The 26,165-nt window shown below is 26.9% G+C and carries 20 protein-coding genes; 9 read left to right on the plus strand and 11 right to left on the minus strand.

Translation table 11 applies throughout. From position 1 onward, the window contains the following. Genes nusA through aspS form a run of 3 tightly spaced genes read left to right on the plus strand, consistent with a single transcriptional unit; the run spans position 1 to position 5,721 of the window. Positions 1 to 1,260: a transcription termination factor NusA gene (gene nusA, locus BPLAN_RS00010; RefSeq protein WP_012821170.1), complete on the plus strand. Its 1,260-nt coding sequence runs from the start codon at positions 1 to 3 to the stop codon at positions 1,258 to 1,260. Between the two features lie 47 nt (positions 1,261 to 1,307). Then, positions 1,308 to 3,995 carry a translation initiation factor IF-2 gene (gene infB, locus BPLAN_RS00015; RefSeq protein ID WP_012821171.1) on the plus strand — a complete coding sequence of 896 codons (2,688 nt, stop codon included), beginning with the start codon at positions 1,308 to 1,310 and terminating at the stop codon, positions 3,993 to 3,995. A 1-nt stretch (position 3,996) separates the two neighbouring features. After that, complete coding sequence (aspS, locus tag BPLAN_RS00020; protein WP_012821172.1) at positions 3,997 to 5,721, plus strand: aspartate--tRNA ligase; 1,725 nt, start codon at positions 3,997 to 3,999, stop codon at positions 5,719 to 5,721. Positions 5,722 to 5,724: 3 nt separating this feature from the next. Here aspS and BPLAN_RS00025 read toward each other — a convergent pair whose 3' ends face one another. Next, positions 5,725 to 6,222, minus strand: coding sequence for an inorganic diphosphatase (locus BPLAN_RS00025; RefSeq protein ID WP_012821173.1), 498 nt, complete (start codon positions 6,220 to 6,222; stop codon positions 5,725 to 5,727). Then, a complete protein-coding gene (locus BPLAN_RS00030; protein WP_012821174.1) occupies positions 6,219 to 7,418 on the minus strand; it encodes a dihydrolipoamide acetyltransferase family protein in 1,200 nt (399 codons plus the stop codon). Before BPLAN_RS00030 ends, BPLAN_RS00025 begins: the two co-directional genes overlap by 4 nt. An 80-nt stretch (positions 7,419 to 7,498) precedes the next feature. On the opposite strand from BPLAN_RS00030, the gene BPLAN_RS00035 reads away from it, so the two are divergent. Then, positions 7,499 to 9,016, plus strand: a complete 1,518-nt coding sequence (locus BPLAN_RS00035) for a bifunctional ADP-dependent NAD(P)H-hydrate dehydratase/NAD(P)H-hydrate epimerase (RefSeq protein ID WP_012821175.1) — start codon at positions 7,499 to 7,501, stop codon at positions 9,014 to 9,016. Positions 9,017 to 9,035: 19 nt separating this feature from the next. Here the strand turns inward: BPLAN_RS00035 and BPLAN_RS00040 are convergent, their stop codons facing one another. Both BPLAN_RS00040 and lptB read right to left on the minus strand, forming a co-directional pair. Further along, complete coding sequence (locus tag BPLAN_RS00040; RefSeq protein ID WP_012821176.1) at positions 9,036 to 9,665, minus strand: thiamine diphosphokinase; 630 nt, start codon at positions 9,663 to 9,665, stop codon at positions 9,036 to 9,038. Next, positions 9,662 to 10,399, minus strand: a complete 738-nt coding sequence (lptB, locus tag BPLAN_RS00045; RefSeq protein WP_012821177.1) for an LPS export ABC transporter ATP-binding protein — start codon at positions 10,397 to 10,399, stop codon at positions 9,662 to 9,664. The genes BPLAN_RS00040 and lptB overlap by 4 nt, the downstream gene beginning before the upstream one ends. Before the next feature lie 113 nt (positions 10,400 to 10,512). Here lptB and BPLAN_RS00050 point away from each other — a divergent pair, with 113 nt between their 5' ends. Beyond that, the gene (locus BPLAN_RS00050; RefSeq protein ID WP_238523128.1) at positions 10,513 to 11,727 is read left to right on the plus strand and encodes a peptidylprolyl isomerase; all 1,215 of its coding nucleotides are present in this window, start codon (positions 10,513 to 10,515) and stop codon (positions 11,725 to 11,727) included. 6 nt (positions 11,728 to 11,733) lie between these two features. On the opposite strand, the gene BPLAN_RS00055 is transcribed toward BPLAN_RS00050, so the two are convergent. From BPLAN_RS00055 to folK, 7 genes are all read right to left on the minus strand, one after another. Beyond that, the gene (locus BPLAN_RS00055) at positions 11,734 to 13,467 is read right to left on the minus strand and encodes an ABC transporter ATP-binding protein (RefSeq protein WP_012821179.1); all 1,734 of its coding nucleotides are present in this window, start codon (positions 13,465 to 13,467) and stop codon (positions 11,734 to 11,736) included. Continuing rightward, entirely contained in the window at positions 13,464 to 14,207 is a 744-nt protein-coding gene (gene truA / locus BPLAN_RS00060) for a tRNA pseudouridine(38-40) synthase TruA (protein WP_012821180.1), read from the minus strand. Before truA ends, BPLAN_RS00055 begins: the two co-directional genes overlap by 4 nt. Positions 14,208 to 14,242: 35 nt before the next feature. Further along, the gene (locus BPLAN_RS00065) at positions 14,243 to 15,436 is read right to left on the minus strand and encodes an aspartate aminotransferase family protein (protein WP_012821181.1); all 1,194 of its coding nucleotides are present in this window, start codon (positions 15,434 to 15,436) and stop codon (positions 14,243 to 14,245) included. Between the two features lie 6 nt (positions 15,437 to 15,442). Next, entirely contained in the window at positions 15,443 to 17,140 is a 1,698-nt protein-coding gene (locus tag BPLAN_RS00070; protein ID WP_012821182.1) for an OstA-like protein, read from the minus strand. Between the two features lie 47 nt (positions 17,141 to 17,187). After that, positions 17,188 to 17,574: a Rid family detoxifying hydrolase gene (locus BPLAN_RS00075; protein WP_012821183.1), complete on the minus strand. Its 387-nt coding sequence runs from the start codon at positions 17,572 to 17,574 to the stop codon at positions 17,188 to 17,190. Between the two features lie 10 nt (positions 17,575 to 17,584). Continuing rightward, positions 17,585 to 19,816: a putative LPS assembly protein LptD gene (locus tag BPLAN_RS00080; protein WP_238523114.1), complete on the minus strand. Its 2,232-nt coding sequence runs from the start codon at positions 19,814 to 19,816 to the stop codon at positions 17,585 to 17,587. Between the two features lie 159 nt (positions 19,817 to 19,975). Further along, the gene (gene folK, locus BPLAN_RS00085; protein WP_012821185.1) at positions 19,976 to 20,536 is read right to left on the minus strand and encodes a 2-amino-4-hydroxy-6-hydroxymethyldihydropteridine diphosphokinase; all 561 of its coding nucleotides are present in this window, start codon (positions 20,534 to 20,536) and stop codon (positions 19,976 to 19,978) included. A gap of 58 nt (positions 20,537 to 20,594) precedes the next feature. On the opposite strand from folK, the gene BPLAN_RS00090 reads away from it, so the two are divergent. The 4 genes from BPLAN_RS00090 to rodA all read left to right on the plus strand — a co-directional run bounded on the left by BPLAN_RS00090 (position 20,595) and on the right by rodA (position 26,119). Then, positions 20,595 to 21,632 carry a rod shape-determining protein gene (locus BPLAN_RS00090; RefSeq protein WP_012821186.1) on the plus strand — a complete coding sequence of 346 codons (1,038 nt, stop codon included), beginning with the start codon at positions 20,595 to 20,597 and terminating at the stop codon, positions 21,630 to 21,632. Between the two features lie 18 nt (positions 21,633 to 21,650). Continuing rightward, positions 21,651 to 22,478: a rod shape-determining protein MreC gene (gene mreC / locus BPLAN_RS00095; protein WP_012821187.1), complete on the plus strand. Its 828-nt coding sequence runs from the start codon at positions 21,651 to 21,653 to the stop codon at positions 22,476 to 22,478. Positions 22,479 to 22,983: 505 nt separating this feature from the next. Next, positions 22,984 to 24,894, plus strand: a complete 1,911-nt coding sequence (gene mrdA, locus BPLAN_RS00105) for a penicillin-binding protein 2 (protein ID WP_012821189.1) — start codon at positions 22,984 to 22,986, stop codon at positions 24,892 to 24,894. Next, a complete protein-coding gene (gene rodA / locus BPLAN_RS00110; RefSeq protein ID WP_012821190.1) occupies positions 24,878 to 26,119 on the plus strand; it encodes a rod shape-determining protein RodA in 1,242 nt (413 codons plus the stop codon). Before mrdA ends, rodA begins: the two co-directional genes overlap by 17 nt. Positions 26,120 to 26,165 lie beyond the last annotated feature (46 nt).

A 26,165-nucleotide genomic window follows, 5' to 3' on the forward strand; every position in this document is an offset into this window, starting at 1 on the left:
ATGGATAATGAAGCTTTAATAGATTCTTTTTCAGTTTTTAAAGATGAAAAAAACATAGATAGAGCAAGTCTAATGGCTATTTTAGAAGAATCCATACGATGTGTATTAAGAAAAAAATACGATTCTTCTAAAAATTATGATATTATTGTAAATCCAGATCAAGGAGATTTAGAAATATGGAGAAATCGCATAGTAGTTCAAGATGGAACGGTGAAAGATGTTAATAAGGAGATAGAATTATCTACAGCACGTAAAATAGAAATAGATTTTGAGATAGGAGAAGAAGTTACAGAAAAAGTGGAACTTAAATCCCTTGGAAGAAGAGCTATTTTATCTTTGAGACAAAACTTGCTTTCCAAAATAAATGAATACGATAATACCAATATCTATAAAAAATTCAAGAATAAAATCGGGGAAATTATTAATGTCGAAGTCTATCACATTTTACCTAAGCAAATTATTATGAGAGATGAAGAACAAAATGAAATGGTTTTGCCTAAACAAGAACAAATTCCAAACGATTTTTTTCGCAAAGGAGATCCTGTTAGAGCATTAGTAAAAAGAGTGGATTGGAAAGACAATAAACCTTTAGCAATTCTTACTAGAAAAGATGATTCTTTTCTAGAAGAACTTTTTAAATTAGAGATTCCAGAAGTATCTGAAGGTTTAATTACAGTAAAAAAAGTAGCACGTATTCCGGGAGAAAAAGCTAAAGTTTCCGTGGATTCCTATGATGATCGTATAGATCCAATTGGTGCTTGCGTAGGGATGAAAGGATCTAGGATTCATCCTATTGTGAGAGAATTAAAAAACGAAAATATAGACGTTATTAATTACACTACTAATATCCAATTATATATAACAAGGGCATTAAGTCCTGCTAAAGTTTCTATGATGGAAGTGAATGAAGAACACAAATATGTAAATGTATATGTAAAATTGGAAGAAATATCTAAAGCAATTGGAAGGGGTGGGCAAAACATTCGATTAGCTAGTCAATTAACTGGATATAAAATACACATATTTAGAGATTTTCCTTATGAAGATGACGTAGAATTAACAGAGTTTTCTGATGAAATAGAACCGGAAGTTCTTGAAAGATTTCACAAAGTTGGTTTAACTACTGCAAAATCTGTTTTAAATTACAGAAATAACGATTTAAGTAAACGTACGAATCTTGAAGAAAAAATTATAAATAAAGTGGTTTCAATTTTAAAAAAAGAATTTGAGGAGGAAATATATAATAATTATAATAATTAAATACATGATACATGATTTTTTTTACCTAAATTTTTATTTTTTTTCTTATGACTGATAAAATCAGATTAAAAACAGTATTAACTAAATTCAATATTTCTTTGCAAAGAGTCGTTAATTTTTTACAAAAAAAAGGAATTGAAATAGAAAATAATCCTAATGCAAAAATAGAAGAAAAAGTCTACAGATTTCTAGTTCGAGAATTTCAGACCTATAAAGAAATACGAGATGCTTCAGAAAAAGCTTTTTTACAAAAAAGAATAGAAAAGGAAAAAATAAAAGAAGAATTATTAAAATCAAAACATTCTCCTCAAATTATTCGTGCAAAATCAGAAAATTTAATTGAATTTAAAAAAATAGGAAAAATAGATATTGATACATTAGAAAATACATATGGAACAAAAGAATATGCTAAAACTAAAGAAAAAAAAAAGGATAAAGAAAGAAAGCCTTTTATAAAATCGATACAAGAAAAAAATATCAAATACTTTGCAGATAAAAAAACAGAAAAATCCATTCAACATAATAAAGATAAACCTGAACACATAGATACTATTTACCAAAAACTAGATGGAGTCATGTTAACAGGAGACAGGATTGATTTATCTCAATTTGAAAAAAAAAGAACAAAACAAGAAAATAACATTAAAAAAAAACGCAAAAGAATTAAGAAAGAAATTATTGTCGAGGATATAAAGAATACTTCTATAAGAAAAAAACAGGATAAAAATAGGAGAAATTTTTTTAAACATTCTTTTTATCTTGAGAATAATAAAGATAAAGTGGAAAAATATAAAACTAAGAAAAGTTTACAAAAATCAGGAATTACAGATGAGAAAATTGAAAAACAAATTAAAGAAACTCTAGAAAAACTTTCCTCAAAAGGAATAAAATCAAAAGCTTCAAAAATTAGAAAAGAAAAACGTCAATCTAAAAAAGAAAAAAGGATTCTACAAAGTGAAATAGAAAATAAAAAACAAGATAAAGTCCTTAAAGTAGCTGAATTTACAACCGTCAATGAATTAGCATCTATGATGAATGTCAATGCAACGGATGTGATTGTCTCCTGTATGTCTTTAGGCATTATGGTAACCATGAATCAACGATTGGATGCAGAGATACTAACACTAGTGGCAGATGAATTTGGATATAATGTAGAATTTGTTGGTTTAGACTTAGAAGAAGCAGTGCAAGATGATGAGGATTTAGAAGAAAATTTAAAACCAAGACCTCCTATTATTACTGTGATGGGACATGTGGATCATGGAAAAACTTCTTTGTTAGATTATATTAGAAATACTAATGTAATTGCTGGAGAAGCTGGTGGAATTACTCAACATATAGCCGCTTATAGTGTAGAATGTTCTAATCATCAAAGCATCACTTTTTTAGATACTCCAGGTCATGAGGCTTTTACAGCAATGCGTGCAAGAGGGGCACAAATCACAGACATTGCTCTCATAGTCATTGCCGCGGATGATCAAGTAAGACCTCAAACAAAAGAAGCTATTAGTCATGCTCAGGCAGCAAATGTTCCTATAATATTTGTGCTTAATAAAATAGATAAGATAAATTCAAGACCTGAAAAAATTCGAGAACAATTGGCTAATTTAAATTTCTTAGTTGAAGAATGGGGAGGAAAATTCCCATCTCAAGAAATATCCGCAAAATTAGGAACAGGAGTGGATCAATTATTAGAAAAAGTTCTTTTGGTAGCTGAACTACTAGATTTAAAAGCTAATCCAAATAAACCTGCTGTAGGGACAGTAATAGAAGCTTCTTTAGATAAAGGAAGAGGTTATGTAACAACTATGCTTTTACAAGGTGGAACCTTAAAATTGGGAGACTATGTATTAGCAGGTAGCCATCATGGAAAAGTAAAAAGTATTTTAGATGAACGGGGAAAATCCATTTCATTAGCAGGACCTTCTAAGCCTATTACTATACTTGGATTAAATGGAGCTCCTACCGCTGGAGATAAATTCAAAGTTTTTAAAGATGAAAAAGAAGCTAAACAGATTGCTTCTAGAAGAGAACAATTACAAAGAGAACAAAATATACGAGCTCAAAAGCATTTGACTTTAGATGAAATAGGTAGACGTATAGCCCTAGGAGATTTTAAAGAACTAAAAATAATTCTTAAGGGAGATGTAGATGGATCCGTTGAAGCTCTAGCTGATGCACTTCAAAAATTATCTATAAATACGATTATGGTAAATATTATATATAAAGGAGTTGGTCAAATAACAGAGTCTGATGTTTTATTAGCTAGCGCTTCTGATGCTATTATTATAGGATTTAATGTTCGTCCTAATCATGGGGCTAAAAATATAGCCAAAAAAGAGGATATAGAAATACGTACTTATTCAATTATATATGATGTGATCAATGATATAAAAGAAGCAATGGATGGAATGCTATCCCCTGAAATAAGAGAAAAGATATTAGGAAATGCAGAAATAAGAGAAATATTTAAAATTCCAAAAACTGGGACGATAGCTGGATGTATGGTAGTAGAAGGAAAATTATTACGTCAAGCAAAAGTAAGATTAATTAGGGAAGGGATTGTCATTCATAATGGAGAGTTTACTTCTTTGAAACGTTTTAAAGAAGATGTGAAAGAAGTTTCTAAAGGATATGAATGTGGATTGGGAATTAAAAATTACCATAATCTTAGACCTGGAGATCTTGTAGAAGCTTATGAGGAATTATCTACTAAAAATCATAAAAAGAGTTGAAATGCACTATTACAGAACACATAATTGTGGAGAGTTGTGTAAAAAGGATATTGGAAAAAAAGTAATTTTATCTGGATGGATTCAAAAAATAAGAAATTTAGGTTCCTTAATTTTTATAGATCTTAGAGATTTTTTTGGAATTATACAACTTGTTTTTTCAAAAAAGTTAATCAATAAAATAGAATTAAGAAAAGAATTCGTCATTAAAATCAGTGGAGAAGTCATAAAAAGAAAATCTATAAATCAAAAGATTCCTACAGGGGAAATAGAAGTTTTAGTTTCTAGATTAGAAATATTAAATCCTTCTATTCCTCTTCCTTTTCTTATAGAAGATCAAACAGATGGAGATGAAGAATGTCGGATGAAATATAGATATCTTGATATTCGAAGAAATCCTATAAAAAATAATTTAATCCTTCGTCATGAGATTTCTCTAGAAACAAGAAATTTCCTTTCTAAAAACGGATTTTTAGAAATAGAAACTCCTGTATTGATAAACCAAACTCCGGAAGGAGCTAGAAGTTTTGTTGTCCCGTCTAGGATACATTCTGGAATGTTTTATGCTTTACCTCAATCTCCTCAATTATTCAAACAATTATTGATGATAGGAGGCATAGATAAATATTTTCAAATAGCAAAATGTTTTCGAGATGAAGATGCTCGTTCAGATCGTCAAATAGAATTTACACAAATAGATTGTGAGATGGCTTTTGTAGATGTTCATGACATTTTGATTTTTTTTGAAAATTTTATCAAACATCTATTTAAAAAAATAAAAAATATTGAATTAGAATCTTTTACATGCATTTCTTATTCTAATTCCATGGATCTGTACGGAACAGATTCTCCTGATTTACGTTTTGGAATGAAATTTGTGAAACTCAATGAGTGGGCACAAAAAAAAGGAATTGAATTTTTAAAAAAAAAGGAATTAACAATAGGAATAAATGTTCCAAAATGTAGTCATTATACATGTAATCAAATTTATTCAATTATAGAAGGAATAAGAGAACCCAAAATAAACCCTGAAGAAATATTTTGGATAAAATTCTTTACGGATAAGACAATACTTTCTTCAAAAAAATTATTAAGTCATGAAAATTTAATGAAACTTATAAAATGTTTTAAAGCAAAACCTGGTGATTTACTGTTCATAATTTTTGGGAAAAAAAGAAAAACAAGAGCGAAACTAAGTAAATTACGTATAGAAATGGCTCATCATTTAAATTTAAAAAATCCTCAAGTATTTAAACCTTTATGGATTATAGATTTGCCGCTTTTGGAATGGGATGAAAAATCCAAACGATATAAATCTTTCCATCATCCTTTTACTAGTCCAATAAAAGAGGATATTCATTTATTGGATAAGAAAAATCCAGGATATATTCGTACCAAATCCTACGAATTGATCATTAATGGAATGGAGATTGGAGGAGGTTCTATACGTGTTCATGATAAAAATATACAAGATTCAATATTTAAACATTTGGGTTTTTCTATAAAAGACATAGAATCAGAATTTGGTTTTTTAACAAAAGCTTTTGAATATGGAACCCCACCTCATGGAGGAATTGCTTTTGGATTAGATAGATTAATAACTATTTTAGAAGGAAAAGAAAATATTAAAGATTTTATTGCATTTCCAAAAAATAATTCTGGAAGAGACACGATGGTAAACACTCCTTATTTTTTAAAAAAGGAAAAATTAAAAGAATTACGTTTATAAAATTTATCCATTCGGATAAAAATTTTTATACCTCAAATAAGATTCTTTATAAACAGAAATAGCTTCCTTTTGATTCTTCCAATCTCCAATTTTTACTTTCTTATTTTCTAGATCTTTATACACGAGAAAAAAATGTTCAATTTCTTTTTTAACATGAAATGATATTTCATCAACATTGTTAATTGTATTATAGTTTGGATCAGAAATAGGAACACCGATAATTTTTTCATCTTCGCCTTTTTCATCAGTCATAAAAAAAATTCCAATGGGTTTTACTGTAATTAAACAACCTGGTATTGTAGGTTCTGTTAAGAAAACTAAGACATCTAATGGATCTCCATCTTTTGAGAGAGTTTTTGGAATAAAACCATAGTCTGTTGGATAGCTCATAGGAGAATATAAGACTCTATCTAAACGAATTAGATTATTTTTTTTATCGAATTCATATTTATTCCTACTTCCTTTAGGAATTTCTATTAATACATCAAAACTTATTTTCATATTATTTTTGTATAACAATTAAATTTTTCTAAATATAAGGCTACTTTTTTAGCAAAACCTCCTCCCAAAACTCCATCGATTACTCTATGATCATAAGAATGAGATAAATAAATTTTATGTCTTATCCCAATAAAATCTCCCTCTGGAGTTTCTATTACAGATAATTTTTTTTGGATTAAACCTATTGCCATAATAGCCACTTGTGGTTGATGTATAATAGGAGTTCCAAATAGATTTCCAAAGCTTCCAATATTACTGATTGTATAAGTTCCTCCTTGAGTTTCTTCAGGTTTTAATTGATTAGATCTAGCTCTTTTGATTAAATCATTAATAATTTTTATTAATCCTCCTAAACTATAGGAATCTGCATCTTTAATCACAGGAACAATCAAATTCCCATTAGGTAATGCGGTAGCTAATCCTATATGAATATTTCTCTTTTTTATAATATTAGTTCCATTAACAGAAATGTTGATCATTGGAAGATCTTTTATAGCTTTAACTACACATTCTACAAAAACGGACATTAAGGTTAATTTTTCTCCTGTATTCTTCTGGAAAGAATCTTTTATTTTATCTCTCCATTTGACAATATTTGTCACATCTGCTTCCACAAATGAAGTCACATGTGCAGATATGTTTTTACTTTCAATCATATGAGAAGCCGTAATCTTACGCATTCTATCCATTTCTACGATTTCCTCATGATTCTGACTGTTATAGGAGGATAAAAATGCATAATTAGGAGATATGATTCTAGTTTTTTTCTTTAAATGAAGATATTTCAGAATGTCCTTTTTGGTTACACGATTTTTATATCCGGTACCTTCTATAGTATCTAATTCAGATGAACTAATTTCTTCTTTATAAGCAATAGTACGTACAAGAGGAGAATAGAAACGTTTACATGGAGATACTGCATAAACATCCTCTTCAGGAAATATTTTGAATGTTTCTTCTGTTTCTAAAATAGCTATAGAACTTCCTACCTTAGCCACTTCATTTGCAGAAAACAATTTTTTTTTCAATATTCCATTTACAGGAGAAGAAATTTCAGAATCTACCTTATCCGTAGCAATCTCCACTAAAATATCTTCTTTTTTTATAGAATCTCCTTCGTTTTTTAACCAACGAATGATAGTAGCCTCAGCTATACTTTCCCCCATGGCTGGAAGGGTCAAATTATACTCGGCCATCTAAATATCCAAATTTATTGTTTTATATTATTTTTGTTAAACAAATAACCAAATCAAAAATAATAAATTCATTTAAAAAAATGAAAATTCTTTCATTAAATCAAATTAAAAAAATAGATCAATATTGTATTGATAACGAATATATTTCTTCTATAGAATTAATGGAAAGAGCAGCAAAAAGTTGTTTTTATTGGATAATGAATCACTTCCATCCACTTCATAAAGTGATAGTTTTGGCAGGAAATGGAAAAAATGGAGGAGATGGTCTGGCTTTGGCTAGGATGTTATATCAACATGGGGTTGATATAACTGTATATATCCTTTATATTTCTAATCATTTATCTCCAGAATTTGTCATAAATAAAAATAAGATATTCAAATATGGAATAGAATTGAAAAAAATTAAGAAAGGAGATCCATTTCCCTTTCTAAATAGAAATAGTATACTTATTGATGCGATTTTTGGAATCGGATTGAACCGTTCTATAAATAAATATTGGAAATCATTTTTTCATTTTATCAATGATAACAAATTTACATCTGTTATATCTATAGATATTCCTTCTGGAATTTTTATGGAAAAAAATAGAGAAGATTTGGAAGTTATTATTAAAGCTGATTATACATTAACTTTCCAAGTTCCAAAATTACCTTTTTTTTTTCCAGACTATGCGGATTATGTTGGAAAATGGGATTTATTGAACATTGGATGGAAAGATGAATATACAAATAATATTCCTGTAAAAAACTTTTATCTAGATAAAAAATGTATCCGGTCCATATATAAAAAAAGAAAAAAATTTTCCCATAAAGGAAATTTTGGTCATGGACTGCTTATTGGAGGGCATTATGGAATGATTGGATCTATGGTTCTTTCTGCAAAAGGGAGTTTTCGAATTGGAATAGGAAAATTAAGTGTATATGTTCCACGTTGTGGATATCAAATCATACAAACCATTATTCCGGAAGCAATAGTGAATACAGATTTAAGAGATAATTTTATAAGTAACATCCCTAACGATATTCCTGTTAATGCTATAGGAATAGGAATGGGAATGGGGAAAAATCCTATAACGGCATATGCTTTAGAATCTTTCTTTTTTAAGAATAAAAAAAAGGAAACTCCTATGGTCATAGATGCCGATGCTATAAATATTCTATCCGATAAATTAAATATATTAAATTTTATTCCTGAAAATACTATTCTTACTCCACATCCCAAGGAATTTCATAGATTATATGGCCCATGGAAAAATGATTATCAAAAATTGGATAATTTAAAAAAATTAGCCAAGAAACATACTTTTTACCTTGTATTAAAAGGAGCACATACAGTCATTGCTACTCCCAATGGAGACCTATATTTTAATAGTACCGGAAATCCAGGAATGTCCACCGCAGGTAGTGGAGATGTTCTTACCGGAATAATTACAGGTTTATTGGCTCAAGGATACTCTCCAAAAGATTCTTGTCTTATGGGAGTCTATTTACATGGATTATCCGGAGATTTAGCTTCTATAGAATTAAATGAAGAATCTCTAATAGCTGGAGATCTCCTAAATTATATAGGAAAATCTTATCAGGAGATAAAAAAGTAATATTTACGTCATTTTTTTTTTATTTTTCTATGAAAATTAATAATTCTCCCTTTTGATAACTTATTTCTATTGGGTTTTCTATAGCTTCATTTCTAATTCCTATCCGTTTCCCCATTTTTAATAATTCCTTACTTATCGGATATTTTAGACCATGAGTAAAAAGTCCTTCTACTTTTGGAAATGGAAAGAGAGATATCTTCTTATTTTTTTTCTGATAAAAAATATTTTTTTTATCAGAAAAAAAATAAGAATGATAATCATCATGAAAAATTAAAGATAACTTTCTTTTATATTTCAAAGCTGTAGATAAATTTCCCAAAAAATGATCTTGTTCTTTTCCACTAGCTCCCCAAACATTCACATTTAAAAAACCTTGATGATGTATGATTTGCAAAGCTTTATCAAAATCAGTATAATTTTGATCATTCGTTTCAAAAAAATCCCTTCCTAAAGGAATATCTTTTTTTAAAAGAGAGTCGAAATCTCCACTAAGATAATCTATCTGTATTCCCATTTTTTTTAAATAGTAAAAAGCTCCATCAACCGCAAATATTTTTTTTTTACAAAATAAATTTTTTTTGCAGAAAATATCAGGCGGTTCTCCATTAAGAAATAATTCTATTTCTGGACCTATAAAACGATGATTCATTTTTCTTTTTTATGGATTTTTACAAAATAATTTCCCAAATAAACTTTTTTTACCATAGGATCTTGCATTAATTTTTTAGGAGATCCATCTTTTAAAATTTTCCCTTCAAACATGAGATAAAGACGATCTGCTATCAGAAAAGTTTCTTGAACATTATGATCAGTAATTAATATTCCAATATTTTTTTTTTTTAAAGAAAGAATAATTTTTTGTAATTCTTCTATAGCTATAGGATCTATTCCAGAAAAAGGTTCATCTAAAAGAATAAATGTAGGATTTATAGCTAAACATCTAGCAATTTCAGTACGTCTACGTTCTCCCCCAGAGAGAAGACCTCCCTGTAATTTTCGGATATGCTGTAACCCTAATTCTTCCAGAAGTTCTTCCGTTCTTATTTTTATTTCTTTATAGGAATTTTTTTGCATTTCTAATATGCATAAAATATTATCTTCTACAGATAGTTTTCTAAAAATAGACGGTTCTTGTGCTAAATATCCAATTCCTTTTCTAGAACGTTTATACATGGGATATCCAGTAATATTTTCTCCATTAAGAAATATTTTACCTTGATCAGGTTGAATCATTCCTACAATCATATAAAAAGAAGTAGTTTTTCCAGCTCCATTTGGACCTATTATCCCCACTATTTCTCCACGATTTAAACGAAGAGAGACATCTTTAACCACATTTTTTTTTTTATACTTTTTGTATAGATTTTTAGTTATTAAAGTCATAATTGATAATTGTTTTTTTTTTTAATCAGTTTGATTATTAAATTGCAAATTTAATTTATGATATGAGGAATATTTTCTTTAAGTTAAAGCAAGAATGTTTTTTTATTTTGTTGATGTTGATAATTTTCTGTATTCCTTTTCCTTCATTCACTTTTGAAAAAATAGGTGGAATGACAGCTGTCATAGGAGATGAGATACTCTTAGATTCCGAAGTAAAACATTATTTAAATTCTAATAAAAAAATTACCCCTTGTAAAGGATTAGAAAATTTGATAATTCATAAGTTAATACTTTATCATGCAAAAAAAGATCCGAGTCTACAAATAGATAATCAAGAAATCCAATCAAAAAAAGAAGAATTTTTAAAGGAATTTAATAGTAATTTTTCCAAAAATTTCTCTTTGGAAGAATTAACTGAAAAAATTAAAAATAATCAGTATATAGAGAAGTTTTATCAAAAAATGAAGGAAGATATTGAGATATCTCCTGAAGAAGTAAAATATTTTTTCAATAAAGAAAAAGAAAAACTTCCTATTATTCCTAAAAAAATTTGTGTTTCTTATATGATTTTATCTCCAAAATTCAGTAAAGAACATCGAGAAAAAATTGTGAATTTTTTGAAAAAAATAAAAAAGGAAATACATTCTGATAAGGATTTTTCCATGAAAGCTATTTTATTATCAGAAGATTATTCTTCTGCATTCAAAGGAGGTCTCATTAATGGAGTTAAGAAAAAAAATATATCAAAAGAATTCGAACGAATAGTTTTTTCTTTAGAGGAAAAACAAATATCTGAACCTTTTGAAACAGATTTAGGTTTTCATTTAGTTAAGTTAGAAAAAAAAAGAGGAGAAGAAATAGATATAAGACACATTTTAATACAACCTAAATATACGGAAGAAGAATTACGAAAAGCTAAATCATTTGCATATGAAATTAAAAATCATCTTATAAATCATAAAATTTCTTTTGAAACTATTTCAAATGAAAGACCTCTATTGCATAATGGAATTGTGAATCATTCTGTATGGAAAAAAATTTGGGTTGAAGAAAATCAAATATCAAAAAATATGAAAAAAACATTACAAAATTTAAAAGATGGAGAAATTTCTGAACCTTATAAAGAAATTGTAAATGGAAAAGAAGTTTTTTTCATAGTCAAATTATTAAAACGTAAACCTTCTCATCCTATTTCTTTTAAAGAAGATTATACTCAATTAAAAAATTTAGTCATGAATATAAAGCAAGAAGAAAAAATAAAAAATTGGATAAAAAACCAGTTAAAAAAAACTTATTTAAGAATAGAATATCCTTGCTCAGGGAAATAATTAAGATTACTTATTGAATAAACCTGCATAATATCCATTTAATTGAATTAATTCTTTATGACTTCCTTTTTCTACAAGATGACCTTTGTTTATCACTAAAATTTTATCAGCATTTTCTAACGTAGAAAGACGATGAGTGATAATAATTGAAGTTTTATTTTTAGTTAAACTATCTGTAGCATGATAGATCAATTTTTCCAATTCTTTATTTAAAGATGCAGTTGCCTCATCTAAGATCAGTATAGAATAAGGATGCATTTGTACTCTTAAAAAGGCAATCAATTGTTTTTCTCCAAGTGATAAGATCCCTCCTCTTTCTTTTACAATGGATTTATATCCGTGAGGTAAAGATGTAATAAAACCATGTATTCCTATTTTTTTTGCCATTTCTTCTATTTTTTCTACACTAATTGAAGGATCCCCTAAGGTAATATTATTGATAATCGAATCATTAAATAAAAAGGTATCCTGTGTAACTACTCTTATGTGAGATCTTAGATTTTTTAGTTCAATATCTTGAATATAATGTCCATCAATTAGGATTTTTCCTTTTTTTATATCGTATAATCTAGAAATTAAATGTGTTATGGTAGATTTTCCAGAACCTGTAGATCCCACTATAGCTATTTTTTCTCCAGGTTTTATTTCAAAAGAAATTCCTTTCAAAACTGTTTCTCCATCAATATAGGAAAAATAAACATTATTAAATACAATATGTCCTTTTAATTTTTTTATTCGTATGCTCCCCTTATTAACAATCATCTCCTCCGAGTTTAATATGGAAAATATACGTTCTATACCAGCTATTCCTCTTTGTATAATGTTAAATCTATCTGCTATTTGTCGCATAGGGCGAAAAAGAAGATAAATAAAAAAAATAAAAGCAATAATTTGTCCAGGTTTTACATTTTCACTTTCCATAGCATGAAAACCTCCATAAAATATTACAATACTTATTGTAACTGCAGATACAAGTTCCACTATTGGAAAAAAAATAGAAAAATAAAAAATAGTTTTAAAATGTGCATTCATCAATCTATGATTGATAGATTTAAATTTTAAAAATTCTTCTTTCTCTTTATGAAAAAGTTGTATAATAGACATCCCTATGATATTTTCTTGTAAAAAACTATTTAAACGTGAAGTTTGAACACGTTCTTCATGAAAAGTTTTTTTCAATGTTTTTTGAAAAAAACGAGTAATAAAGTACATAAAAGGAATTGTTAAAAACACTATGAAGGATAACTCTTTATGCACTGTATACATCATAATAATGATCATCATGATTCTTAAAACATCTCCAGATACAAGTAGTATTCCATCATTAAATATGACAGTAATAGTTTCTATGTCGGAAACAGAATAAGAAACTAATTTTCCAATTGGGGTCTTACTAAAAAAAGAATTCTTGAAATGTAGTAATTTTTCAAACAATTGAATTCTAATTGTTTTGATAACATTTTGGGCTAGTATATTAGATAGATATAATAAAATAAAATGAAATATACTTTCTAAGAAAAGAAGTAAAATAATCCATATTAAAATATTTTTCAATCCAAAAAAATCCTTATAAACTATATGAACGTCTATAGCTTTTTGTATCAATTTAGGACGATAAGCAGATATAAAAGATATTAATATAGAAATCCCTACTGTAACTATTAATATAAGTTTATAATTTAAACTAATTTTTAAAAGTTGTTTTAAGGAAGATTTTTCTCTTTTTAAATTTTTTTTCATAGAAAAATGTCTTCTGGATAAAGAATTTTAGTAAGAAATAAACCACATGCAGGAACGGAAGGACTACTACAAGTATTAGGATTTTTTAATTCTATAATTTCTATAAATTGATTTATGCTAATTTTTCCTCTTCCCACATCAATCAATGTTCCAATTATGGATCTAACCATATTTCTTAAAAAACGATTAGCTTCAATAGTAAAACAAAAATGAATTTTATTTCTAGACCAATCAGCATGATATATATCACATATATTATTTTTTTTATCCTTTCTCTTTTTACAAAAAGAACTAAAATCTTTATATTTCATTAAAATTTGAGAAGCTAGATTCATTCTTTGAATATCTAATGGATAGAAACAATGCCAAGAAAAATCTTGAAAAAATGGATTTTTTTCACTTTTCAAATAATATTTGTAAGTACGTCTTAATGCATTAAATCTGGCATGAATATGTTTTTTAACTGGAAAAATATTGGATACATAAATAGATTTAGGCAAAAAAAGATTTAATCTCTTAACAAAATTATTACTTATCTTTTCTTCAAAATCAAAATGTGCAAACATTTGTTTGGCATGAACTCCTCTGTCTGTTCTCCCCGCTCCCACTATATTTATAGAAGTATTTAATAATTTAGATAAACAATATTCTAATTGTCCTTCTACAGAATTTACTTCACTCTGAATTTGCCATCCATGGTAAGATTTCCCATTATACGATAATTCAATAAAAAATCTCAATTACATTTTTTTAAAAAAAAAACATCTTAATTTTCTTACTTTTTAAGATTGTTCAAAGATTCTATAATAATAGAACATCCTTCTTGAATTTCTTTTTTTGTAATAGTTAACGGAGGGGAAATACGCAAAGAACTACTATGAAATAAAAAACGAAATAGAATTAATCCTTTTTTTAAACAAGATTCTAATACTCTATGAGTATAATTTTCATTTTTCAATTCCAAAGATAAAAGAAGTCCTTTTCCATGAATATTTTTGATTTGATCATGAACTAAATATTTTCTTATCCATTTTTCTTTTAAAAAAATATCTTCCATTATGTTAGACTCAATAAGTTGATTTAGTGTCGTTAAAGAAGCAACAGCCGCTACCGGATTTCCCCCAAAAGTGCTTAAATGACCCAAAGGAACATGATCAGAAAAAAATTTCATGATTTTGTCAGAGGACATAAATCCACTTATAGGCATTCCTCCTCCCATTCCTTTTCCCATTATCAGAATATCTGGAACTATTCCATAATGTTCAAAGGCAAAAAGTTTTCCTGTTCTTCCAAATCCTGTTTGAATTTCATCCAATATCATTAAAACCTTTTTTTCTTCACATTTTTTTTTTACTTCTTTGAGAAAAGAATTTTTAGGCAATCTAACTCCAGAAGAACATTGTATCGTTTCTAAAATAACACAAGCTGTTTTTTCTGTAATGGAAGAAGCTAATTCTTCTATTTTATTAAATGTAAAAAATTTAATTAGGGGAAGTAGAGGTCTGAAAGACCTTTTGTAGTTTTCATTCCCCATAATACTCATAGATCCATGAGTGCTCCCATGATAAGCCCATTTACAAGATATGATTTCTTCTCTTCCAGTATAACCCTTAGCTAATTTCAAGGCCCCTTCTACAGCTTCCGTTCCAGACGTGACTAAATAAGTTGTCTTTAGCGGATATGGAGTATTTTCTGCTAGACTTTTACAAAGTTGTACACAAGGTTCCTGTATGAATTCCCCATATACCATAGTATGTAAATATTTTTCTACTTGTTCTTTTATGGCTTCTTTTATTTTTTTATTTCCATGTCCGAAGGTATTGACAGAAACCCCAGCAACAAAATCTAAATATTTTTTACCATCTTTTCCGTAAATATAATGACCATCTGCATAATCTACCCTAATTTTCATAGGATTAGGAACCACTTGAGTCTGATATTGCATAAAATCATTTTCTAATCCTTTCATAAGAATTTAATTGTATTTTATTATTTTTTTGATTTCTTTTTTTTCCAATAAGCTTTCTCTTCGATATTTTTCCATTTTTTTATGGATTAAATATTTTTCATTTTTAGGTTTTTCTTTTTCTATCCAGGAAAAGTTAGGAAGAAAAAGAGGCTCCTTGTAATTGGTCTTATGCAAAAATAAGAGTTCTGAATTAGCATTATTTATGCAGGAAATTTTTTTTATTTTTTTTCCTTTCTCTAAATCCACGTCGATCATCCCACAAGAAGATTTATTAATTATTTTCTTCATATTTCCTTTATCCTGAAAAAAATAAGGAAAAATAATACTTTTCACATTTCCTTTAATCAAAATTTTTGATAAAATATTTTTTGGATGAAAAAAACCTATCATAATTTCTCCTTGTATTTGATTAAATTCATTTGAATTTATTTTTTTTATGTAGAAGGCATTTTTGAAAATTTTCAAATAATCTAATAAAAAATCTTTTTTAAGATGAATAGATATAAAATTTCCAGAAAATTGTTGGTTATTTATCCAAAAAATGGGATTTCCATAAAAATGAATGGAATTATCTAATTTTTTGTATATCAAGTAGTCACTTCTTCCTTGAAGGTTTTCATTCAGAAAAAAACCTTTAACAGAAAAAACTTGAATTAAGTATGCAGAATCATTTTTGAAGTATATTTTTATAGCATCAGAATAAAGAAAGATAGAATTATCTGCAGATATTTTTATTACAGACACGGGATGGTTTTTTAAAGAAATTAATCCGGAAACAAAATCGAAATATCCATGACCTCCTATTACATAGGATTTTTCTTTATCTTCTAAAAAGACATTTTTGATAAATCCATATTTTTTCTTGTGATCGAAAAAGAAATAATCTCCTGCTACAATTTTCCCATTGTAATGAATACTACAATATTTTTTGGATAAAAAAATTTCTTCTTTAGGTAAAAAAGTTCCTTCTTTTGTATAGATAAAATTATTTGTATTATTCCTTTCTATTATAATAGTAGGACTAGGAAAACTTATTTTATTTTTTTGGAATAGATATTCCATAGCATTGGAATATACTGTATATTTTTTACTAAGGATTAATTTTACTTCAAATTTTAGTTTTGCCTTTTTTTTTACAGGAAAAAAATCTCCTTCCTTACTATAGAGAGCTGAATCTTTATAAAAAACAAAACCGCCTTTTTTATAAGAAATCTTTTTAAGATGCAGATTATATTCTAAAATATTAGTAGATAATTTTAATTCGTTGAAAAATAAAACGACGTTTTTGATAGCCTGAAAAATTTTTTTTCTAAAATTATAATTAATTGCATTTGCTGTTAGTTTTATATTTTCTTGAAATAAAACTACCTTCCCTAAAGCTTTCAGGTTTTTGCTATTTCCATGATATTCTATTTCATGAGAAAATATTTTGTTTTTATCTGATTTTAATTGAACATTTCCATATCCGGAAAATAGATTACTTTTTTTGTAATAGATAGCTCTATCACAAAAAAGTTCATATCCATTATGTTGAAAATGAACACGTCCTATGAGAAAAAAAGCATTTTTATCGTTTTTTTCATTTTTTTGTATAAAATCGGCATGAATTAGTTTGATTTGTATTTTTTTTTTTTCCTTAGAATTCCCTTCATAGAAAAAAAGGAAAATGAATCCCAATAAAAAAAAATAATATTTTGAATTCATCTTTTTTTCATTTCAATTCAAAAATCAGGAAAATAAAATCTCCATTTTTAATTTTTTTTATATGCTATTAAGGATATTTCTATGTTCGCATTTTTTGGCAATCCAGAAACTTGAATAGTTTCTCTAGCAGGGTAATATTCTCTTGGAAAAAATTTTGAATAGGAATAATTTATTTTTGATAAATCTTCCATATTTCTTACAAATAAGGAAGATTTTATAACGTGTTGAAAATCGATTCCAATTTCGGAAAGAATAATTTGTAAGTTTTTCATGACTCTTTCCGTTTCCATTTCTATAGTTTCATCAACTAATTTTCCAGTATCTGGATCAACGGCTATTTGTCCAGAAATAAACAGAAAATTTTCTATTAGTACGCATGTACTGTATGGTCCAAAAGAAGATATTTTTTTTATGGAAAATGTTTTTGGCTTCATATTATTTTTATTAATTGGTTTCCTTATACTGTATAATGTTGCTTAAATTTGGATCTTTTATTCCAATAAAAAAAGACCAAAAAGGAGTTTTCCCTATGGGTGACCAGTTAAAATTCATTTTGAAACTTCTTAAATCTCTGTAAAAGATTATGTTTGCAACAGTTATTCTTTTTTTGAAAAGATCATAATCCGTGTGAATCTCTATCTTCCAATATTTGGTTAAACCTATAGATCCATTTATACTTAAAAAAGTATTATTCAATGAATAAGGTTTATTATTATTGTTTTTATTTTCATAATTTGAATGAAAATCAATTCTTAAATCCAATGGAATTGGATATTTCGCATAATTATCCTTATCAAAAAGAAAGCATTTTTTTTCATCCAATAAATTCATTTGATTTTTTATCAAATGATAACGAAGTGAAAAATCGAATTTGAATTTTTTTTTATCCAAAAAAATTGATTTGCAATTTTCTTTTTCATAAAAATCTATTTTTCCTTCATATTTTATTCCTAAATATTTCGTAAAATCGGTATATCCTGTAAAATAGAAGTTTTCCCATTTCAAGAATTCTTCCTCAAAGACATAAGAGGATTTCATTTGAAATGATTCAAGTATTTTTATTTTTTCATATTCTCTATTCTTCTTGATTTTTAATTCCAAATTATTATCTAACGTTAGATGGATTCTTTTTTTAATAGGGTTTTTATCCTCCTGATGAATAAAAATAGGGAAAAAGGATCCAAAATTGAAAGAGAGCATAGGTTCCATTTTATATCTCAATAAGAAATACCTTTTATTCATTAGAAATATCCTTTCTATAGAAGGAAATAATATATCCATGGATATATTTATTGCTTGAAATAAAGATTTACAAGAAAAAAAATACCAGGTAGAAGATCCTTTGTAATGAATTTTTGGAGAAATTTTCAAATTCAAATAAGGATAATAATGAACAGGAAGAATATAATAGGTGGATAAGTTTATAGTATTATTGATTTCAGTTTGAATATCTGTTTTTTTTTCTATTTTATTTGGATAGATAGAATTAGATGCCAAAACTTTATAGTCCATAACGAATTGACGTAAAAATGGATTTTTATTTAGAAAAAAAGGTTTTTTTCGAATGGCTAGATTAATTTTTGGAACTTTTAAATCCATCTCTCCTTTCTGTAGGTTTTGAATCATATAAGCCTCGATCTTTAAAAAAGATTCTTGAAATTTTTTTCTTAAGCTAATATTAGAAATATTTACTTCCTTATTTATGGATGAATTTGTTTTTGTAGTAAATTTATTATGATAATTCATATCTGCATTAAATTTTGTTTCAGAATTTGATTTAATATCTTGATTATGTTTCCATTTTAATTGATAATCAAAATCTTTTTTGGATACGGATTGATAATCAAAAAAAAGGAATCCTTTATTTCCATATTTTAATTTATATTCCATTTCTGTTTTTAATTTCCATTTGTCAATTCCATACATAGAACCGTTAATTCTACAATTGAAATAATTGGAAATAGGGAAAAAAATTCCTATGTTTTCTATATAAATTTTCTTGTTCTTAATTCCAAATCTAGGAAAAGGAATTCCATAAGAAGAAATACTATCAGGGATATATAAAAATGGAAACACTAGAGGAATTGGAACTCGATATAAATAAAAAAATACAGGTCCGGTAAAAATAGATTTTTTTTTATGAAAATATTTCAAATGATTGGTTTTCAAATAAAAATCTGGATATATCTCCTTTTTTTCTATAAAGAGTGGATCTGCGGTATATATTACTTTTTCCATTAAACTATAATTCTTTTCTTCCTTTATACTATTGGCTATAATCACATGATCTTTTTCTTGGATATAGATTTCCTTAGCATTCCACTTTTTTTCACCTAAGTCTAGATGAAAAAGTCTGTAAATAGAATATTTTTTATCTCCTTTTTGGAGATAAATTGGATGGTTTTTTTTTCCTGTAGCGTGTATATATCCCTTTTTCCAATTGAACTCTATACTATCTGCTTCAATTTTCGTATCAAGATATTCTATCAAAGCATTTCCATTTAAATAAGATTTTCCTTTTTCTACATTATGTTCTTGAATATTAGAACGATATTTGACTATATTTAAAGGATTTTCCTTATCAAGTTTCTCTATCTCTATCTTTGATTCAGAAAAGGATATAGAATTCTTATTTTCTTTTCTTGCATAACTAAAAATAGGGAATAAAAAAAACAAAAATATTATGGTCCTAGGCAACTGAATTAAATTTCTATAACTATCTATGAAAAAGGTTTTACTTAACATTAACATTTTAGAAAAAAATTCTAATCAGAAAAATATCAATATCTTAGTAAAAAAAACCTTTGTTTCTTGGTTTTCCCCTGTTTTTTTCAATTATATTCTTCTTGTTTTAAATTTATCTGCACACAAACCTAATATCTCTAATAGAGTAATATGAAATACGGGATGATATTTTCTAGGTGATATTTCACACATAGGTTCTAGAGCGAATCTACGAAAATGGAATAAAGGATGTGGAATAGTTAAAATAGAACTGTGCATTATAAGATGATCGTAAAACAAAATATCTATATCTATTTCTCTATCCTTGTACTTTCTTTTTTCAGAAGAATCATTTTTATCCGTAATAGATTTAGATTTTCTTCCGAATTTCAATTCAATATGAGAGATTTTTTCCAAAATCTCCATGGGAGAATACAAAGTTTTTATATGTAAAGCCCTATTATAAAAAGTGGATGTATTTTTGTTCATATTCCAAGCTTCACTTTCAAAATAAGAGGATTTTTTAATTACTTTTCCTATTTCTTTAGAAATTAAGACTAAAGATTCTTCTAAATAATTTTTTTTATTATTCTTATTGCTTCCTTGTAATAAGAAAATATCATGTTCTTTCAAAAAAAAAATTTTTTTTAGTAATATACTGAAAAACTGCATTTTTAATGAAGTTATTTTTTTATTTAAATTAAGCGAATATTTTCATAAAAAAATATCAATGGGTTTAGTTGACTTTATGAAGAATCTATTTACTCAAGAAATAGCCATAGATTTAGGTACTGCGAATACTCTTATCATGCATAACAATAAGGTGATTGTAGATTTACCTTCTATAATTGCCATAGATGTAAGAACTAAAAAAGTGTTAGCCGTAGGAGAAGAAGCCAAACAAATGCAAGGAAAAACGCATGATAATATTAAGATTTATAAACCATTAAAAGATGGGGTGATTGCAGATTACCAAGTTGCAGAGTTAATGATAAGAGAGTTCATCCAAAAAGTTCCAGGTATAAATAAAAAATTGTTTACCCCATCCCTAACTATGGTTATTTGCATTCCATCCGGAATTACGGAAGTAGAAAAAAGAGCCGTAAAAGATTCAGCACAACATCTTAATGCGAAAGAAGTATATTTAATTGAAGAACCTATGGCAGCAGCTATTGGTTCTGGAATTTCGGTAACTAAAGCTGAAGGAAATATGATTATTGATATTGGTGGAGGAACTACAGAATGTGGAGTGATAGCTTTAGGTGGAATTGTTTGTCAAAAATCTATTAAAATAGCTGGAGATGTTTTTACTAATGATATAGCTTATTTTCTTCGTACTAAATATAATTTATACATAGGAGAAAGAACTGCAGAAAAAATAAAAATAGATATAGGTTCAGCTATAGAAGCTATTGAAAACCCTCCGGAAGATATTCATATACAAGGAAGAGATCTTCCTACAGGAAAACCTAAAGAAATGAATATTTCTTATAAAGAAACTATTCCTGCATTGGATAAATCTATTTTACGCATTGAAGATGCAGTTATGGAAACACTTTCTAGAACCCCTCCAGAACTTGCTGCAGATATTTACAAAACAGGTATATATATGGCAGGAGGCGGTTCTCTTTTAAGAGGTTTAGATAAAAGAATTTCTAAAAAAACGGGTCTTTCTGTTTCTTTAGTAGAAGATCCCTTGAGAGCTGTAGTGAAAGGGACGGGCGTCGCTTTAAAAAATATTGATAAATTTACATTTTTAATGAAATAGAATAGGGGGGTTTATATTATGCGTGAACTTTTGAATTTTTTTTTAAAATGGCGTTTTTTTATTTTTTTCATTTTTTTAGAATCCTCAGCTCTTTTTCTTTCTTTTTCAAAAAAGAATTTTCCAATCTATACAGAATCTTCTAGCTTTCTTCTTGGAAAAATTTATGAAACTATTTATCGATTACGTGGTTATTTTTTATTAGATATTGAGAATAAAAGACTTATAAACGAAAATATAAAATTGCGTCATGCGTCTATTTCTTCAAAAATAAAAAAAATAATTAAAGATTTTAAAGAAGAAAATGTAGAATATTTACAACAGTATATTTATACTCCTGTAAAAATTATCAATAATAGTATTCATGAACAGGAAAATTATATAACTATTAATAAAGGAAGTTTAGATGGAATAAAAATAGATATGGGGATAATTTTATCTGATGGAATTGCAGGAATTATTATAAAAACTTCTCCACATTTTAGTATTGCTATTTCTCTTTTAAATCCAAAAATTAAAGTAAATGCTAGGTTAAGAAAAAACAAATATTTTGGAACTGTTAGTTGGGATGGATTGGACCATGAACATGTTGTTTTATATGATATTCCTAGACATTCCATTTTTTCTAAGGGAGATATTGTGGAAACAGATGGAAAATCAGCTACTTTTCCTGAGGGAATCCCTATAGGAAAAGTTTCTTCTTATAGATTTGATGAAGAACATGCCAATTATGTTATAACAGTTAAACTTTTTTCCAATTTTTCAACCATAGAAAATGCTTATGTGGTAAAAAATTTATTTAAGAAAGAATGGAATAATATTCAACTTTATAAAGTTGAACATAAATAATGAATTCTATCAAAAGTTTCCTTGTACACGTTTTTTACATTTTTATTCTTTGCTTAATTCAAATATCTATATTAAATCCTATATTTTTTGGATGGTCCACTTATATATATATACTTTTTATATTTATTTATTCCTATCATGGAAATAGATTTCTATTTTTATTTTTATCTTTTATAATAGGATGGATTATAGATCATTGTATGAATACAGGAGGGAATCATGCTTTTTCTACGACTCTTTCTGCTTTTTTTAGATTAAGATTTTTACAATTTTTTGACGGAAAAAATTACATTAATAAAAGTGATTTTTCTATTTATGAATTGCCATTTATTAGAAAAATTCTTTACATATTCTCATTAGTTCTAATGCATCATTTTTCTTTATTTATATTAGAAATATTTAAAGTCGCTCATTTTAATAAAATTATCTTATTGAGAACTATATTTAGCAGTATTTTTACAACTATTTTATGTATTATATATTTTTTCTTTAGAAAGATTAAACATTGAAAAAATTATACATATTTTATATTCTCCTAAGTTCTATAGGTTTAATTTTTATAATCAGATTATTTTATATACAGATATATACTGAAAAGTATATTTTAAATGCATTTAATACTTCTATAAAACAAGAAATTATTATTCCTGAAAGAGGATCTATTTTTGATAGAAATAACAATTTATTAGTGTTCAATAAGTCTATTTATGAATTGATAGTGATTCCTATGCTTATAGATGAACATTTTAATATCATAGAATTTTGTAATCTTCTAGGAATAGAAAAAGATATTTTTTACAAGAATTTAGAAAAAGCAAAAGCTTATTCCAAGTATTTACCATCTGTTTTTCTTCCTTTTATTTCAAAAGAAAAATTTGCTACTATACAAGAAAAACTTTACAAGTATAAGGGGTTTGATTGGACAAAACGTTCTCTTAGAGATTACAAAGTAGAAAGTTCCGCAAATATTTTAGGATATATAGGAGAAGTGACCCAAAAAGATATCAAGAAGGAATCCAATTATTATCAAATGGGCGATTTTATAGGTTGGGCTGGAGTAGAAAAATCTTATGAAAAGATTTTAAGAGGAAAAAAAGGAGTTAAATATTGGATTAGAGATAGGAATGGATGCATTATAGGAAGTTATAACAACAAAAAAAATAATGTAAAAGCCATTAGTGGAAATGATATTTCTTTAACGATTGATTGGAAATTGCAAAATTATGCAGAAAAACTTATGTATCAAAAAAAAGGAGGAATAGTCGCTATTAATCCTAAAAATGGAGAAATTTTATCCTTAGTTTCTAGTCCTATTAATAATCCTAATTTGTTTGTAGGAATTCATCGTTCTGAAGAATTTAGAAAATTAATTAAAAATACAATAGATTACCCCTTATTAGATAGAACGACACAAGCTCGTTATCCTCCAGCTTCTCCGTTTAAATTATTGACGGAATTGGCTGGTCTTCAAATGGGGGTAGTAGATCAAAACACTACTTTTGTATGCTATAAGGGATTTAGATACGGGAAAAAAAGAATTCATTGTCATTCTGGAATTCATGGATTACCTATAGGAGTAGAAACGGCTGTAGCTGTATCTTGTAATAATTATTTCGCACAAGTTTATAAACGTGTGATTGAAAAATATCCAAAAAATTTAACAAAAGGGGTAAATGAATGGAATGAGATTATTAAAAGTTTTGGATTTGGAAATTATTTATATAATGATTTAGCTACGGGAGAAAAAGGAGTGATTCCATCTGGCGATTATTACAATAAAAAATATGGATCTTCCAAATGGAATGCTCTTACAATTATTTCAAATAGTATTGGTCAAGGAGAAATAAATGTTACTCCTATTCAATTAGCTAATATGGTTTGTGCTATAGCAAACAAAGGTTTTTTTTATACTCCACATATTGTAAAGTCTATTAATCATCAACCTATTTCCAATCCTAATTATACTATGGCTAAACATACTAAAGTAAAAAGTAAGTATTTTAATTTGATTATTAGTGGAATGGAAAAAGTTTTTATAATTGGAACCGGAAAAAGTTTTAGATCTTCGGATATTAGAATGGCTGGAAAAACTGGAACTGCACAAAATTTTCTTAAAGTTAATCAAAAGATGGTTTCTCTACCTGATCATTCTATTTTCATTTTATTTGCTCCTGTAGAAGACCCTAAAATAGCTATTTCAGTGATTATAGAAAATGGAGGATTTGGATCTCGTTGGGCAGGACCTATAGCTAGTCTTCTTGCAGAGAAATATATTAGAAATAAAGTACAAAGGAAAAGTCTTGAGAAAAGAATAATGACTTCAGGACTACAAAAGGTATACGATTTTATAGCAAAAATGAAAGGGATATATTCCACTACTAATAATACAAAAAATTCTATTGATAAAAAGAAATAAAACATTACTAAGAAATATAGATTGGTATATCGTTCTTCTTTATGTTTTCATGACCTTTTTTGGATGTATGAACCTTTATTCTGTTTCTTCTGAAAAAGCAGAAAAACAGTTAATATGGATTCTCTTAAGTCTTATTTTCATATTTATAGTTTTTTTATTTAAACCTATACATTATAAATATTTTTCTCCTTATTTTTTCTTATTTACGTTAATTCTTTTAATTGGAGTCTTCTTTTTAGGAAAAAATGTGAATGGATCAAAATCATGGTATGTTTTTGGCTCTATTAGTTTTCAACCTTCTGAATTATCCAAGATCTCGACATCTTTGATGATAGCTCATCTTATGAGTCAAGAAGATTTTCAAAAAAATAAAAAAATATTATTATATATATTTATAATATTAATATTACCTACTGTTTTAATTCTTCTTCAACCAGATCCAGGTTCATCTATAGTTTTTTCCTCTTTTATTCTTACTTTGTATAGAGAGGGATTGTCTATTTTTTTTATACTTTATGCATTGATTTTAATTTTTTTGTTCATTCTTTCACTAAATATATCACCTTGGATCCTAACCTCTTTATTATTTTTAATTTTATTATCAGTTTTTCTTATAAAAAAAAAGAGATCCATAAATGATTTATTTTTTTTCCTTTTGTTTATTATCAGTTTTTCTATTTTTGTTTTTATTTCTCCACTTTTTTATCAAAAATTTTTGAAAAAACATCACAAGGATAGAATTAATATCCTATTTCAAAATGAATTTGATAGAAAATACAGAGAAAACGTAGGATATAATCTACTTTATTCCAAAACAGCAATTGGTTCTGGAAAATTTTTTGGAAAAGGATATCAAAAAGGGACCATTACAAAAGGGAAATTTTTACCTGAACAACACACAGATTATATTTTTTGCACGGTAGGAGAAGAATGGGGGTTTATAGGAAGTGTTACCTTAATTATAGTTTATTTATTATTTATTAGTCGTATATACTTTTTATCTGAAAGACAAAAAGATCCTTTTGGAAGAATTTTTGGATATTCAGTAGGAAATATTCTTTTCATACACGTCTTTATCAATTTAGGGATGGTCATGGGTTTATTTCCAACAATAGGAATTGTTTTACCTTTTTTCAGTTACGGTGGATCTTCTCTTTGGTCTTTCACAGTTTTATTATTTATTTTTATTCGATTAGACGTTTCAAATCAAACGAGTTTATTATAAATAGTATTTAATCATGATTAATAAAATTTGTTTATCTTAGTAGCAT

The organism is Blattabacterium sp. (Periplaneta americana) str. BPLAN, from assembly GCF_000093165.1.
In the GTDB taxonomy this organism is placed as follows: Bacteria; Bacteroidota; Bacteroidia; order Flavobacteriales; family Blattabacteriaceae; genus Blattabacterium.